Here is a 16214-nt window from a genome sequence, read left to right as displayed (position 1 = left end):
CACCCCCGACCCCTCTCCGATGGAGAGGGGAGAGAAAAGCGGAAGAATGCTCCCCTCTCCATCGGAGAGGGGCTGGGGGTGAGGTTTTTAGGACTTGCATTAATAAGTATACAGTTCCGAATCTAAATATTGATTTTATTTAGGTATTATCTACCTTAACTCTTTCAAGTGTTCCAAAACTTGGGAGAGTTAATTCAGGGTATTACTCTGCACCACAATCTATATTATTGTAAACATTTGATTTTCAGCAAAATATCTTTATTTTTTAGATGGATAATACGATTAACCATGACTAATAAATGCCTAATTTTTATTTTACTTCTGATTTCCCGCATATCGCTTGGGCAAGAAAAAGACTATAATTTCATTAACATTAATAACAAAAACGGATTGTCATCCAACACTGTAAATGCCCTTTTGAAAGATAAAGATGGTTTTATGTGGTTTGGAACTAATGATGGTCTAAATAAATTTGATGGACAAAACTTTGTCGTATATCGGCATAGCGAAACCGACACAAATAGTATTGGGAGGGGAATCGTGATGGCGATGAAAGAAGATATTAATGGAAATCTTTGGATTGGGACAAATATAACCCTGTCAATGTATAATAGAAGTCTAAATAATTTCATCAATTTTGACTTTAGTAAACTTGGTTGGATTAGAAGTATTTTGGCTGACCATCTTGGTAATATTTGGGTTGGTACTTACTCAGGATTGTATCGTTTTAATCCTCAAACAAAGAAAATCATTTCCCATAAAGCAGAACCGTCGAGGGCAGATAAGTTAAACTCAAATGTAATTTTATCAGTCTTTGAAGACAGTAAAAAAAGAATTTGGGTAGGCACAAATGCTGGTTTACATTTATTGAATCCCCAAAATGGCATTTTTAAACGTTTTTTGCACAAAAAAGAAATATCTGAAAGTATTTCAAATGATGTGATACGTTCACTTGCAGAAGACAAAGAGGGAAATATTTGGTTAGGAACTGGAGGTGGATTAAATAAAATGAATGTCCAAAAGCAAACATTTGAACATTTTAAAAGTGTAAAGTCGGATGAAAGAACATTGAGCGACAATAGTATTTACAAAATAGCTTTTGACAAAGAATCTAAACTTTGGGTTGGTACAGAAGATGGCTTGAATATTTTTAATCCATCAAATAATAAAACGTTTAGAGTAAATAAAACAATATCAAATAAATACAGTGGGGTAGGAGGGTTTGTCGGTCATTCGGTCAGAGATATTTATTTAGATAATTGTGGTATTTATTGGATAAGTACCTTGCAAGGTGGCGTAAATAAATATGACAATAATCTGGCATTTTTTAATCATAAAAAGCTAAATCCATTAGATGTAAATAGTATCAGTTCTGGTGCCGTTTTTGCATTTGCGGAAAGTCCTTCAGGTGATATTTTTATGGGTACTGACGATAGAGGACTTAATGTTTTTAACAAAAAAACAGGACTCATAAAACCTATTACTTTACAAGGGATGGACAATCAAAAGGGATTTGTTCTAACTTTAGAGCGGACTGAGACAACACTTTGGATAGGCACATACCACTATGGCTTGTACAAAATGGATTTATTGACAAATTCAATAAAGCATATACAAATTCCTAAAAGTGTTGCCGATGCAACAAATACCCCAATTAATTGTTTGAAAGCCGATAAACAAGGTAATATTTGGATTGGTACAAACGGTAATGGACTTTATAGGTATAGTATAACTACTGGCGAACTGGTGCATTTTAGTAATATTTTTGTTCAGCAAAAAAATCGAAATATATTGTTCTCTGGCTACATTACAACTATTGAATTAGACCAACAAGACAATTTATGGATTGGCACCAATGGCGGTGGTTTGGTACGATACGACCCAGCTCAGAATAAACTAAAAATTTATAATCATGACAATAGCAATCTGCCATTAGATATGATAATGGCCATTCATTGTGATAAATTAGGGCAAATTTGGGTAGGAGTAATGGGAGGGGGGCTATGTCTCTACAATGCTAAAGCTCAAAAATTTTATCAGTATAGTATTAAAAATTTGCTCTCAAATGATGTGATTTATAAAATTTTAGAGGACGATTTGGGGAAATTATGGGTAAGTACCAACAAAGGAATTAGTGTTTTTGACCCTCAAAAAAAGGTATTCAAGAATTATACCTACCACAATGGCATTCAGCAAAGCAATTTTAATATTGGCTCTGGATTTAAAACCAGCTCGGGTGAAATGTATTTTGGGGGAAATGAAGGTTTCAATTTTTTCAACCCAAAAAATCTCAATCAGAATAAAAATATTCCATCTCTTGTATTTACAGATTTAAAGATTGGCAATAAAAGCGTAAATCCTGTTGAAAATTCAGAAATTACCGAACCAATATCAATTGCGAAGAAAATAAATCTTAGCTACAAACAGAACTTTTCATTAGATTTTGTGGCATTAAACTACACTGCTCCGCAAGAGAATCAATACACGTATATGCTTGACGGTTTTGATAAAGAGTGGAATCAAGTAGGAACAGTTACCACTGCGGTATATACCAATTTGGACCCAGGTAAATACAAATTCAGATTGAAAGCCAGAAGTGAAGACAGTTCGTGGCATACTCCTGAAAAAGTAATAGAAATCATTGTTAATCCTCCCTTTTGGCGTACTTATTACGCTTATTTTGCCTATTTTCTGATGGCGATAATTACCTTTTACATACTGAGAAGAAGAGCAATTCAAAAGTTGAAAAACGAGTTTGCTTTAGAACAAGAGCGAACAGAAACGGAGCGAAAAATAGAATTAGAACAATTGAAAATTAAGTTCTTAACAAATCTCAGCCACGAGTTAAAAACGCCACTTACCCTAATTCTAAATCCTATTGAAAACCTTTTGATGAAGGAAAAGAGTATTGACAAAATTGATACTTTAAATTTAGTCAATAGAAATGCCAAAAGGTTATTGAATATTGTCAACCAGCTTTTAGATTTTCGTAAAATCGTTGAAAATGAATTAAAACTTAATCCCTCAAATGGAGATTTGGTATCGTTTACCAAAGAAATATTTGATTCATTCAAGTATATATCCGAGCGTAAGCATATTCACCTCGATTTTTTTACCACTATTGGAGAGTTTTATACTGCTTTTGACAAAGATAAAGTGGAACGCATTTTATTAAACCTACTGTCAAACGCCATTAAGTTTACCAATGAAAACGGCAATGTTTATCTACATCTTGAAGAGGATGGCAACAACGGAATCAAACTAATTATTGGAGATACAGGAATAGGTTTGCAAGCCGAAATGTTAGACAAAATCTTTGAAAGATTTTATCAAGTAAATACCAATGTCAATTTTCTTAATCAAGGCAGTGGCATTGGACTTTCAATTACACAAGAATTTATAAAACTTCACGGAGGTAATATTCAAGTAGAAAGTAAAGAGGGAGAGGGAAGTATTTTCACGGTTAGCTTACCTTTGTTTGCACAGCAACAAAACGAAAACCGCTATTCAAGCATACCGTCAGAAAGAGAAATTACGGTTAATGAAGGTAATGAGGAAATAACTGTTGAATCATTAAAAATTGAAAAAACAACCATATTATTAGTGGATGATAGCGAGGACATCAGGACATATCTCAGAGAAAGTTTAAAAGATACTTATACAATCGTAGAAGCTTCTGACGGAAAACAAGGTTGGCAAAAAGCACTATCTGCTCATCCTAAAATTATCGTGAGTGATGTTAATATGCCAAATATGGACGGTATTGCTTTAGTGAAAAAATTGAAAAACGACAATCGAACAAAACACATCCCTGTGATTCTATTGACTGTTTTAGCGGAAGAAATTGACCAATTAAAAGGGTTAGAAACAGGAGCAAATGACTACTTGACCAAGCCATTTAGTTTTCAATTATTAAATATAAAAATCAGTAATTTGTTACAATTAAATCACTCTTTTAAAGACACTTACAGTAAACAAATAAATATAGAAATTCCAGAAGTAGAATTCATGTCGGAAGATGAAAAGTATATTTTAAAAGTTTCTCAATACATCGAAGACCACATCAGTAACCCAGATTTATCGGTGATGGAACTGAGCAACAAAATGAATACCAGCAGAGGCACATTATACAGTAAAATTCTGAGTTTAACGGGAGAAACACCAGTAGAATTTGTGCGTTCTGTAAAACTCAAAAAAGCGGCAATGCTATTAGAAAAAAGTGAAATGAAAATCTCACAAGTTGGCTATGAAGTGGGTTTTTCTAATCCAAATTATTTTACAAGGGCATTCAAAGCAAAGTATAAAATTTCCCCTTCTGAATACATTTTACTAAAAAGAGAAACTTCAAAAACGAACACTAATTCAAAAGAAAAACAAGCAGATTAATTGCTGATAAATAATCTCGAAGTAATGACTTCGAGATTATTTACATTTCGGATACCACTAACCCACCTTTTTCTTCGCATTATCTTCTCAAAATAAGATTGATATATCACTTAAAACAGAAAATTTTCAAATTCTCCAATCACCCAATTTCCCTTATTTAATTTTTTCATAAAAAGAGCAGTTCTTCGCTTGAATGGATACTCTTTGGCTTCATTCAATAAATTTAATTGTGTCCATTCGACATTTCGCATCTTATTGAACATTTGTGAATCATATTTGACATTTTGTGCCAAACATTTTTTTCTACATGCACTTACTTTACACCGTCAAAATGCCCCTTTATCTAAGGAGGGTTAAATTATTTATCAAAACAATCATATTTAACATTCTCATGAAAAAATTCGACTATCTTATTTTTCAGCGGAAGAATATCCCATATTTCTTGATATGGATTATTCTATTTTCGTCAATTTCCAGTTTTTCAGCAGATGCACAGACCTTAAAAGGTCGTATCACGAATGACGCAAATAAAGAATTACCTGGAGTATCCATCTTAGTTAAAGGAACAACAATTGGGACAGTTACAAATAGTAATGGAGAATACAGTTTCAATAATTTGCCTAAGAATGCAACCATTGTTGTGTCAAGTATTGGCTATTTGAAACAAGAAATCAATGTTGGAACAAAAACAAATATTGATATAACCTTACTGACTGATAACAGAGAATTAGGAGAAGTTATCGTTGTTGGTTATGGTACTCAAAAGAAAAGAGACATAACGGGTTCGGTGGTTTCTGTTTCAGAAAAAACACTGAAAGAAGTACCTGCTTCCGACTTATTAAATACCCTAAAAGGTAGAGCTGCGGGGGTGTCAATTGTGAGTAATGGTTCTACCCCAGGTAGCCAAGCCTCAATTCGTATTCGTGGTAACCGTTCCCTAACGACGGGTAATGGTGATGGACTTGATGGCCCTTTAGTAGTAGTTGACGGCATTCCTTATGGTGGACTGAATGACATAAACCCTGATGACATTTCAAACATCGAAATTCTTAAAGATGCTTCAGCAACAGCCATTTACGGTTCTCGTGGTGCGGGAGGTGTTATCTTGGTAACAACCAAAAGAGGTAAAATCAGCAAACCTGTATTTAGTTATGACGGATACCACGGAGTAACCAGTAGAATGGGTAGATACAACGTCATGAATGGAGAGCAATATGCTAAATTCAAAGACTTATCAGCAACTTATAATACCCAAGGAGCAGGAACGACCGCTTATCCTTTAACGGAAGAAGAAAAAGCTAATTTAGCAGCTGGAGTTTCAACTGACTGGCAGGATTTATTGTATAGCACAGGCTTCAATACAAGCCATCAACTTGGTGTACAGGGTGGAGTAGAAAATACTCAGTACGGTATGGGGCTTGGTTATTTCAATGAAACAGGCATTATGCCAAATCAGAATTTTGACCGTATGACTATCCGTGCCACATTAGACCAAAAGATTGGGAAACGAGTGAAAATTGGCTTAAACACAATTAATACGCTTACTCGTAAAAATGACCCTGCGGGAGGGGGAATCCCAACTGAGTTAGTACGTTTATCGCCGTTGGTTTTACCTTATAATACTGATGGAAGTGTAAACTTAAACCCTAAAAAAGGCACTATTGAAGCTCAGGCAGTCAGCCCACTGACGTTAATTTCTCGTGGAGACGACATACTTTCAAACGAGCGTTCGTTGAGAACCTTCAATAGTTTATATGCAGAAGTGAATATCATGGACGGTCTTAAATATCGTTTCAATGCAGGTCTAAACTTCAGTCAGGTGCATTTTAACGGTTATGGCCCACCAAATACGTTTGTCAATACAGGTGTTGACCAAAGTGTTTCAAATGCCGATATTAGAAATACAGAATATTGGGATGTAAACTTTCAACATTTATTATACTACGATAAAGTATTTGCCCAAAAGCATAAAATTGGTTTGACCGCTCTTTATGAAATTACTAAAAACCATAACTTAGGAAGCAATTTTAATGTAAAAGGTGTTCCCGCTGATTATATCCAAACGGCAAACTTTGCTTTGGCATCAGGGGCAATTACGGCAAATCGTGATTTCGGTAACTCTTTCGGAGAAACGGGATTAATATCGTACATGGCTCGTTTGAACTATACTTTCAATGATAAATATACGATGACGGCAACTTTCCGTAGAGACGGTTCTTCTACATTGTCACCTGGTAATCAATACTTTAACTATCCTGCCATTGGTTTAAGTTGGAATATTATTGATGAGCCATTTATGAAAGAACTTCCTGCATTCTCTAATTTGAAGCTACGAGGTGGATGGGGTATTTCGGGTAACCGCAACGTAGGTGCTTATTCTACTTTAGGAGCATTATCTGCTGGTTATTATAATTTTGGTACAACCACCGCAGGTCAAGCTCTTGCTTACACCGTAACAAGTTTACCTGCGAGTAATTTAGGTTGGCAATCAACTGCTCAAACTGATTTTGGGTTAGAAATCGGATTGTTCAACAACCGTATTACAGGTTCATTTGATGTTTATCAGCAGAATACAAAAGATATTCTATTATCAGTAAACCTTCCTCAAAGTAATGGAGCAGGTTCTACGTTGAAAAACTTAGGAAAAACTAAAGGAACAGGATTTGAGTCAACTTTAACTTTTGATATTCTCAGAAACAAAAACGGTGTTAATTGGAGTACAGACTTAACTTATTTCTTTAATCGTGAAGAAATTACCCAACTAACGACTCCTTCGGAATTAGACAATAAAGGAAATTTTTGGTTTGTTGGACAGCCTTTAACAGTTATTTATGACTATAATAAAATCGGGATATGGCAAGAATCAGATAAAGCTGATGGTACATTAGCAAAACAAACTTCACCTGTACAAGTACCAGGCGAAATCAGAGTTGAAGATGTAGATGGCAATGGCAAAATTGATGCAGCAGACCGTAAGGTTATAGGAAATTTTCAACCAAAATGGGAGGGAAGTTTAACCAATAGAGTTACCTACAAAGGCTTTGATTTATCTGTGGTTACGTATGCACGTATGGGAATGAAAGTTTTAGTTCCTTACTTAGCTGGAACATCAGGTGGTGGCTCAGGATTTGGATTCCTTAATCAAGGTCGTTCAAATCAGTTAGTAATGGATTACTGGACACCTGAAAATCCAACAAATGCCTTCCCAAGACCCAATGCAGGTGGTGGAGTAAGAGACTTTACCTCAACCACACAATACCAAGACGGCTCGTTTATCAAAGTAAGAAGTATCAACTTGGGTTACACAGTTCCAACCAAAATACTTAATAAACTTGGCGTTTCTTCAGCACGTATTTACGTAAATGCAACCAATCCATTTATACTTTATTCGCCATTGGTAAGCGATAAACTTGCCGTTGACCCAGAAGGAAATGGATACGGAAATACCATTCAGGGCGGAAACTTCAACCGAGTAATTAGTGTAAACCTAAATAACCCACCCATTCGTCAGTTTACTTTAGGTGTAAATCTCAAATTTTAATTACAGATAAAAAGATGAAAAAAATAAATATTTCAATACTTGCCTTTACTTTATTTCTAAGTTTAGGATGTGAACAAATATTAGTAGAGGCACCCCAATCTCAAATCGTACCATCCTATTTTAATAGTCCAGCGGGCGTACTTGGAGGTATTGCGGGCGTTTACAACGAAATTCGTAACCAATGGGGAACGGAAGGTTTTTCTTCAGAAATGCAAGCTGGAACCGATGAGTTTATTCAAGGTGCAAGTAGTGGGGGAGGACCAGTTCATACCTTTAATGGGTTGAATAGTACCAATTTTGGTTCGGCATGGGGAACGTCTTTTACCTGTATAAATACCATTAATGGCGTACTGAAATTTGGTCAAAACATTGATTTGCCAGAAGCAACAAAAAAACAATATTTAGCACAGGCTAAGTTTTTAAGAGCATTTTGGTATTTTTATTTGGTTCAAACTTGGGGAGATGTGCCTTTACATACCGAATTTATAACCGTTCCTTCACAAGCCGCAAAAAGAGACCCCGCAGCCGAAGTTTATAAATTAATTATTCAAGATTTAACCGAAGCTGCAGCAGCTTTACCAGACAAACCGTCGGCACCTTTCTTGGGAAAAGCCGCAACAAAACCTGTTGCACAGTTTTTCTTAGCAAAAGCATACCTTACTCGTGGTTGGTTGACAAATTCACAAGCGGATTTTGCCGAAGCAGCAAAAATTTCGAGCGAAATTATAGCGAACAAGGGAACGCATGGCTTGGATTTATGGCAAGACTTTGGAGATGCCTTTGTACCCGCCAATGATTATGGTAAAGAAACGATGTTTGTAAGTGACCACTCAAATGATGCGAAATTTGGATATTATTCTGTCGGTGGTGGTGCAAGTGGTGGTGCAGGACAAAACCTTACGCCTTGGTTTGCTAACTGGAACTATCCAAATAATAGCGGGGTAAACTCCAATGTAAATGCCAGCGGTGTTTTGGTAAATTCTGGCACATCATTGATGGTTCGTGATTCTTATTACGGTCGTCCATACCAACGTTTGCGTCCAAATAGCGTAAAACAAACCTCGGGAGCAGTTGCAGGGAAAAACTATTTCCTTGACCAAGCTTTTGTAAAAAGAAATGTTGATTCAAGATTTGCCAACACATTTTACACCGTTTATATCGCTAACCAATCAATTACTAATACTGCAACGGCAGCCAATAACAAAAGAGGAATCGGTTATACTACGCAAATTGGCGTTGATACCGCAGTTTGGTTACCAGACTTTGAGGTTGTTGGAGCTCCACAATTCAATGGCACAAAACCATTTAAAGGGCTAATTGTTCCGCCAAGTCTTTGGAAATCTGACGTTTACCCTGCCATCAAAAAACACATGGATCCAAGTCGTGGCACTAATTTCAATGACCCATCGACTCGTCCAGTAGTAATTACTCGTTTTGCTGAAGTATATCTTGTAGGAGCAGAAGCCTATTTACAGTCAGGCAATAAAGAAAAAGCTGCCGAACTTTTAAATGTGTTGCGTCAAAGAGCCGCTTATCGCAAAACCAACTCAGCCGCTCAAAATATTGCAGCTTCTACGGCAATGTTAATCAAAGCCGACGATGTGACAATTGACTTCATTTTGGATGAAAGAAGTCGTGAACTTTTTGGTGAATGGATGAGATATAGCGACTTAGTCCGTACTAAATCTTTAGTGAGAAGAATACAACTTTGGAATAAAGAAGCAAGTCCTTATGTAAAAGATTTTCATGCTTTAAGACCAATTCCACAGTCAGAAATCGACCGCACAGTTGAAGGGCCAGCATTCACACAAAATCCTGGTTATTGATAAATTACAATCGTGATATGTCAAAAAATACCTGCTCACAATGATAATAATTGAGCAGGTATTTTTTGATAAAAAAACTTTCTTGTTGATAATCAGACAAACAACTTAATCATAATTCTTAATTTGTCTTTGTACTTAACTGAAATTCAAATAATTATAAAATAAAACCTCAAATCGTGAAAAATACAAACGCAAAAAACAAACTATACCTCATCTTCTTATTCGCTTGTTTGCTAATAGTAAACAGGTCTTTCTCACAAAACGCCAAGTTTCATATATATCTATGTTTGGGACAATCAAACATGGAAGGCAATGCCAAATTTGAGCCACAAGATACCACCGTAAATACTCGTTTTCGAGTATTAGAAGCCCTTGATTGTGATAATCTTAACAGAAAAAAAGGACAATGGTACACCGCCATTCCACCATTGAGTAGATGTAAAACAGGATTAACGCCTGCTGATTATTTTGGTCGTGAAATGATAAGTCATTTACCCGAAGATGTAACCGTTGGAGTAATTAATGTTGCCATTGGAGGTTGCAAGATAGAATTATTCGACAAAAATATTTTTGAAAACTATAAGACAACCGCCCCCAATTGGATGAAAGGAATGATTGACCAATACGATGGAAACCCATATAGTAGATTAGTAGAATTGGCGAAAATTGCTCAAAAAGATGGGTTTATAAAAGGGATTTTATTGCACCAAGGCGAGTCAAATACTGGTGATACGTTATGGACTAAAAAAGTAAAAATAGTGTATGATAATTTATTAAATGATTTGAATTTAAAAGCAGAATCAACGCCACTGTTAGCAGGTGAAGTTGTAAACGCTGACCAAGATGGTAAATGTGCAAGCATGAATAAAATTATCGCAATGTTACCACAAACCATACCAAACGCTCACATTATTTCGTCGGCTGGTTGCCCAGATATAGCCGATAATTTACATTTCAGTGCAGAGGGTTACCGTATTTTGGGGAGAAGGTATGCCACTAAAATGTTAGAAATTTTACCTAAAAATTAATCCGATTAATCATAACAAAATGAAAATCAAAAGTTTGTTTTTAACAATATTGCAAGTGATAATTTTTAAATTTTCATTTGCCCAAACCGTTACGCTTACTAACCCTATTTTAACTGGTTTTTATCCTGACCCAAGCATTGTAAAAGTGGGGGCTGACTATTATTCTGTTCATTCTACTTTCTCCTATTTCCCTGGTTTGCCCATCATGCACAGCCGTGATTTGAAAAACTGGAAACAAATAGGGAATGTAATCAACCGTCCGTCGCAAATGGATTTCATGGGCGAGCGTATGAGCCGTGGACTTTTTGCCCCTGCTATTACTTACTACAAAGGCATTTACTATGTTACTTGTACCGATATTGACCACGATGGAAACTTTGTGGTAACCGCCACAAATCCCGCAGGCCCTTGGAGCGACCCTGTAAAAATGCCTCAAGTTCGTGGCATCGACCCATCTATTTATTTTGATGAAGCAACTGACAAAGCATACATTGTTTATAACAGTGATGCTCCTGATAATAAACCCCTTTACGCTGGACATCGCACGGTGCAAATGTATGAGTTTGATTACAAAAACTTAAAAACGATTGGTGAGAAAAAGCAATTAATAAACGGTGGTGTGGATATTACCAAAAAACCCGTTTGGATAGAAGGCCCACACATTATGAAACGTAACGATTGGTATATTTTATATTGTGCAGAAGGTGGAACATCAGTAAATCATTCACAAGTGGCTTTGCGTAGTAAAGATATTTGGGGGCCGTATGTGCCTTATGAAAGAAATCCTGTCTTGACTCAAAGGGAATTACCAACAGACCGCCCAAATCCAATTACTTCGGCTGGACACGCCCAATTTATCGAAGGCCCAGATGGAAATTGGTACTCGATTTTCTTGGCTGTTCGCCCTTACGAAGGTGATTATTACAATACGGGTCGTGAAGTGTTTATCGCTCCGCTTACTTGGGTGAACGACTGGCCAATGATTGAACACGGAGAAAAAGCCATCGAATACAAATACGAAACCAATATCAAAGAAGTAAAACAAAATGATGCTTTGCCTCAAAATGGTAATTTTTCTTACACCATGAAATTCGACAAAGGTCTTGACCTTTCGATGATGCACTTGCGAACGGTAGATAGTAGCTCGTTTAAAACTTCAAAAAGTGGACTTATTCTAAAACTCAAACCTGAGACTATTTCAGAACTCGGAAATCCATCATTTGTGGGCAAACGTCAGCAACATCTAAGCAGTTCGGTAGAAACGGAACTCGTTTTCTCTCCAAAATCTGAAAAAGAGAAAGCTGGTTTGGTGATTTATCAAGACGAAAGTCATTATTACTTTTTGGCAAAATCTATTAAAGATGGTAAAACTCAAGTTGAATTATACAAAAGTGTTCACCGCAAAAAAGACGTAGAATTGATTAATACGCTACCTGTTGGCAATGGAAAATTAGTATTGCGTATCGCTACAAAAGGTAATAAATGTGATTTTGCCGTATCAGAAAACGGCAAAAAATTCAAGATTTTAGCTAAAAATCAAGATGGAAAACATCTTTCTACAAAATTTTCAGGTGGTTTTGTGGGCTGTGTTTACGCCATGTACGCCACCTCAAATGGTGAAAAGTCAGACAATAACGTAACATTTAAATATTTAAAATACAGTGGCGATGATGCCATTTTGAAATGAAAAAAATCCTACCTATTTGTTTATTTCTATTGGTCGGTCAGATTGGTTTTGGACAAGCTCATAACCCAATCATTCACGCTGATGTCCCTGATTTATCCATGATTCGAGTGGGTAAAAACTATTACATGAGTAGCACCACCATGCACATGAGTCCAGGTTTACCCATCATGAAATCAACGGATTTAGTCAATTGGGAGTTGCTCAATTATGCCTATGATACTTTGGCAGATATGCCCGAATTGAACTTGACTGATGGCAAAAATGCTTACGGACAAGGTTCTTGGGCGAGTAGTTTACGCTATCACAAAGGCACTTTTTATGTCACCACATTTGCCAGTACCACTGGGAAAACCTACATTTTCAAAACCAAAAACATTGAAAAAGGCAATTGGGAAATGGCTTCGTTTAAACCTTCTTTCCACGACCATACTTTGTTTTTTGATGAAAATGACAAGGCATATTTAATTTACGGAGCAGGAAAGCTCAAATTAGTTGAACTAAACGATGACCTTACGGGCATTAGAGCGGGAACAACCGAAAAAGTAATCATTGAAAATGCCAGTTTACCCGCAGGAAATAACATTATGTTGGGTGCTGAAGGCTCGCAGGTTTTCAAGCACGAAGGCAAATATTACCTTTTCAATATCTGTTGGCCTCGTGGTGGAATGCGAACGGTAGTTATTCACCGAGCTGATAAAATCACAGGAATTTGGGAAGGAAAAGTAGCATTGCAAGATTTGGGCGTTGCTCAGGGCGGTTTGATTGATACGCCAGATGGACGTTGGTTTGCGTACCTTTTCCGTGATAATGGTGGCGTTGGACGTATTCCATATTTAGTACCTGTCGAGTGGAAAGACGGTTGGCCAGTTTTGGGCGAAAACGGAAAAGTTCCGATAAATTTAGATTTGCCTTCCAATAAAAGTTTGATACCAAATTTGGTGAACTCGGATGAATTTAATCGCAAAAAAGGGGACATAAAACTTTCATTAATTTGGCAGTGGAATCATAATCCAGACAATAAACTTTGGTCGCTTTCAGAGCGAAAGGGGTTTTTACGTTTGAAAACAGGGAGAATTGATACTGCTTTTACACAAGCACGCAATACGCTAACCCAACGCACTTTTGGACCAACTTGCTCAGGTTTTACCATGCTTGATTTAAGCAATATGAAAGACGGAGATTTTGCAGGTTTGAGCGTTTTGCAGAAAAATTTTGGTCAAGTTGGTGTGAAAATTGACAACGGCAAAAAAACAATCGTGATGGTAAGTACCAATACAGGGAAATCCATTGAGATTCAAAAAATACCATTAGAGCAGAACAAAATTTATCTAAAAATCAACTGCGATTTTACGGATAAAAAAGACTTAGCTACATTCTTTTATAGTCTTGACGGCAAAACTTGGACGAGTATCGGTGAGACGTTGAAAATGCCTTATACACTCCCTCACTTTATGGGGTACAGATTTGGACTTTTCAATTATGCTACCAAAAATGCAGGAGGTTTTGCAGACTTTGACTGGTTTAGAATTAAATAATGTACTCATATTAAAACCATAACAATGAAAAATTTACTATTTGTGTTCTTTCTTTTGTGCAGTTTTATGACTTTCGCACAAAAAATGGAAAAAGAAATGCCCAAAGGCTATGAACAAGAAAAATTGGGCATCGCCAAAGGTAAAATTGATACTGTTCTTTATGATTCCAAAACGGTGGGTAATAAGCGAAAAACATTGGTTTACACGCCCCCAAATTTCGACAAAAAGAAAAAATATCCTGTCTTTTATCTGCTTCACGGAATTGGTGGCGACCATTTGGAATGGTTCAAAGGAGCAAGTCCACAAAATATTTTGGATAATCTTTATGCTGAAGGCAAAATTCAGCCTATGATTGTGGTGATGCCAAACGGACGAGCCATGAAAGACGATAGAGCAGTTGGTAATATTTTCGATAAAGACAAAGTAGATGCTTTTGCCAATTTTGAAAAAGACCTTTTAAATGACCTTATTCCATTTATCGAAAAAACATATCCTACGCTCACTGATAAAGATAATCGTGCCATTGCGGGACTTTCGATGGGTGGTGGTCAGTCGCTTAATTTTGGTTTGGGGAATTTAGATAAATTTTCATGGGTAGGTGGTTTTTCATCTGCTCCCAATACGAAAATTCCACAAGAGTTAGTTCCCAATATTGATGCTGCCAAACAGCAATTGAAACTGTTATTCATTTCTTGCGGTGATGCAGACGGACTCATTGGTTTCAGCAAACGTACTCACGATTATTTGTACGAAAATAACGTTCCTCATGTCTATTATTTAGAAGCAGGTGGGCATGATTTTAAAGTTTGGAAAAATGGTTTGTATATGTTTTCGCAGTTTTTGTTTAAACCAGTCGATAATCCTTCTTTGGAACAATACACCGTTTTAGGAACTCCTGCTTCTTCAAATATTCGTAATGCAAAATATCCCCAAATTTTACCCGACAACCGAGTGATTTTTAAGATTAAAGCCCCTGATGCTCAGAAAGTTCAGGTGGATTTAGGCAAAAAATACGATATGGTGAAAGACACCAGCGGTTTTTGGAATGTAACGACGGATGTTATTAGCCGAGGTTTTCATTATTATTCATTAATCATTGATGGCGTAGCGGTTGCTGACCCCGCCAGTGAAACTTTTTATGGCATGGGTCGCCAAGCGAGTGGAATTGAGATTCCGTACCGAGAAGGTGGTTTTTATGCCTTAAAAGATGTTCCTCATGGATATATTCGTATTAAAAAATATTTCTCAAAAGCTACTAATTCATGGAGAGAAATGTATGTATATGTTCCTGCTGGTTATGATAAATCAACCAAAAAATATCCAGTTTTATATCTTCTGCACGGCGGTGGCGAAGACCAACGTGGTTGGGCAACCCAAGGCAAAACAGATTTGATTTTAGATAATTTGATAGCCGAAAATAAAGCAAAACCCATGATTATTGTCATGCTCGACGGTAATTTTTATGGTAATGGTGGCGGAGTTGCAGGCTTTGGCGAACCACAACTTAAAGCCTTTGAAAACGAACTCAAAAATGGGGCAATTCCGTTTGTAGAAAGCAATTTCAGCGTAGAAACGGATGCTAAAAACAGAGCCTTGGCGGGGCTTTCGATGGGTGGTTTACAAACACTTCATGCAGGACTACAAAACACTAATATGTTCGCTTATTTAGGTGTATTCAGTTCTGGTTGGTGGGCGAATAATACCAAACTATCTGCCCCTCAGTATGAATTTATGGCAAAAAATAGTTCAATCATTAACGGAAATCTCAAAGAGTTTTGGATTTCACAAGGTGGAAAAGAGGATATTGCTCATGCCAATTGCCAAATCATGATGAAAAAGTTTGACGACATGGGTATCAAATACAAATACAGCGAATATGCAGGAGGGCATTCTTGGCCTGTTTGGCGACATGACATTTATTTATTTTCGCAACTCCTTTTCAAATAATGCTAACTAAGCGATTGTATAGTTTGATAATATTTAGTGGTCAAAATAAGTATAATGACTTAAACAAATCCTGTTTTACCATTTAAAAAAGCTATTTTTTATTCAAATTATACATTCGGGATAGTAATTTATCAATACGTGCTACTCATTTTTTTGCCTATCAACTTACTTTACATTCCGAAAATGTCATTCAATTTATTGCCTATAAAATTGATAATATCCAAGCAATTTCTTTTATGATAGCCGTAAAAATTTAAAAATCGT

8 protein-coding genes are annotated in these 16214 nt (G+C 36.5%); 7 read left to right on the top strand and 1 reads right to left on the bottom strand.

Features of this window, described 5'->3' with window-relative positions; translation table 11 throughout:
- The first annotated feature begins 390 nt into the window (after positions 1-390).
- Positions 391-4386 (top strand): hybrid sensor histidine kinase/response regulator transcription factor, encoded by a 3996-nt coding sequence (locus VB796_RS22180; RefSeq protein WP_323348784.1) that lies wholly within the window; start codon positions 391-393, stop codon positions 4384-4386.
- 110 nt (positions 4387-4496) lie between these two features.
- On the opposite strand, the gene VB796_RS22175 is transcribed toward VB796_RS22180, so the two are convergent.
- Complete coding sequence (locus VB796_RS22175; RefSeq protein WP_323348783.1) at positions 4497-4637, bottom strand: hypothetical protein; 141 nt, start codon at positions 4635-4637, stop codon at positions 4497-4499.
- 140 nt (positions 4638-4777) lie between these two features.
- Here VB796_RS22175 and VB796_RS22170 point away from each other — a divergent pair, with 140 nt between their 5' ends.
- From VB796_RS22170 to VB796_RS22145, 6 genes are all read left to right on the top strand, one after another.
- A complete protein-coding gene (locus tag VB796_RS22170) occupies positions 4778-7927 on the top strand; it encodes a TonB-dependent receptor (RefSeq protein ID WP_323348782.1) in 3150 nt (1049 codons plus the stop codon).
- 14 nt (positions 7928-7941) lie between these two features.
- The gene (locus VB796_RS22165) at positions 7942-9753 is read left to right on the top strand and encodes a RagB/SusD family nutrient uptake outer membrane protein (protein WP_323348781.1); all 1812 of its coding nucleotides are present in this window, start codon (positions 7942-7944) and stop codon (positions 9751-9753) included.
- 212 nt (positions 9754-9965) lie between these two features.
- A complete protein-coding gene (locus VB796_RS22160; protein WP_323348785.1) occupies positions 9966-10781 on the top strand; it encodes a sialate O-acetylesterase in 816 nt (271 codons plus the stop codon).
- Positions 10782-10800: 19 nt separating this feature from the next.
- Positions 10801-12468, top strand: a complete 1668-nt coding sequence (locus tag VB796_RS22155) for a glycoside hydrolase family 43 protein (RefSeq protein ID WP_323348780.1) — start codon at positions 10801-10803, stop codon at positions 12466-12468.
- Positions 12465-14003: a glycoside hydrolase 43 family protein gene (locus tag VB796_RS22150; RefSeq protein ID WP_323348779.1), complete on the top strand. Its 1539-nt coding sequence runs from the start codon at positions 12465-12467 to the stop codon at positions 14001-14003. The genes VB796_RS22155 and VB796_RS22150 overlap by 4 nt, the downstream gene beginning before the upstream one ends.
- 24 nt (positions 14004-14027) lie before the next feature.
- Positions 14028-15950: an alpha/beta hydrolase-fold protein gene (locus tag VB796_RS22145; RefSeq protein ID WP_323348778.1), complete on the top strand. Its 1923-nt coding sequence runs from the start codon at positions 14028-14030 to the stop codon at positions 15948-15950.
- The last annotated feature ends 264 nt before the right edge of the window (positions 15951-16214 follow it).

Origin of the sequence: Arcicella sp. LKC2W (genome assembly GCF_034931005.1) — a bacterium.
Lineage (GTDB): Bacteria > Bacteroidota > Bacteroidia > Cytophagales > Spirosomataceae > Arcicella.
Note: the sequence above shows the minus strand (reverse complement) of the source record. Positions and strands in the feature narration are given on the sequence as shown.

What these genes read in the sequence shown, in the direction of transcription:
- VB796_RS22175 (WP_323348783.1), bottom strand. Translation starts at nt 4,637, where the DNA reads ATGCGAAATGTCGAATGGACACAATTAAATTTATTGAATGAAGCCAAA.
- VB796_RS22170 (WP_323348782.1), top strand. Translation starts at nt 4,778, where the DNA reads ATGAAAAAATTCGACTATCTTATTTTTCAGCGGAAGAATATCCCATAT.
- VB796_RS22165 (WP_323348781.1), top strand. Translation starts at nt 7,942, where the DNA reads ATGAAAAAAATAAATATTTCAATACTTGCCTTTACTTTATTTCTAAGT.
- VB796_RS22155 (WP_323348780.1), top strand. Translation starts at nt 10,801, where the DNA reads ATGAAAATCAAAAGTTTGTTTTTAACAATATTGCAAGTGATAATTTTT.
- VB796_RS22150 (WP_323348779.1), top strand. Translation starts at nt 12,465, where the DNA reads ATGAAAAAAATCCTACCTATTTGTTTATTTCTATTGGTCGGTCAGATT.
- VB796_RS22145 (WP_323348778.1), top strand. Translation starts at nt 14,028, where the DNA reads ATGAAAAATTTACTATTTGTGTTCTTTCTTTTGTGCAGTTTTATGACT.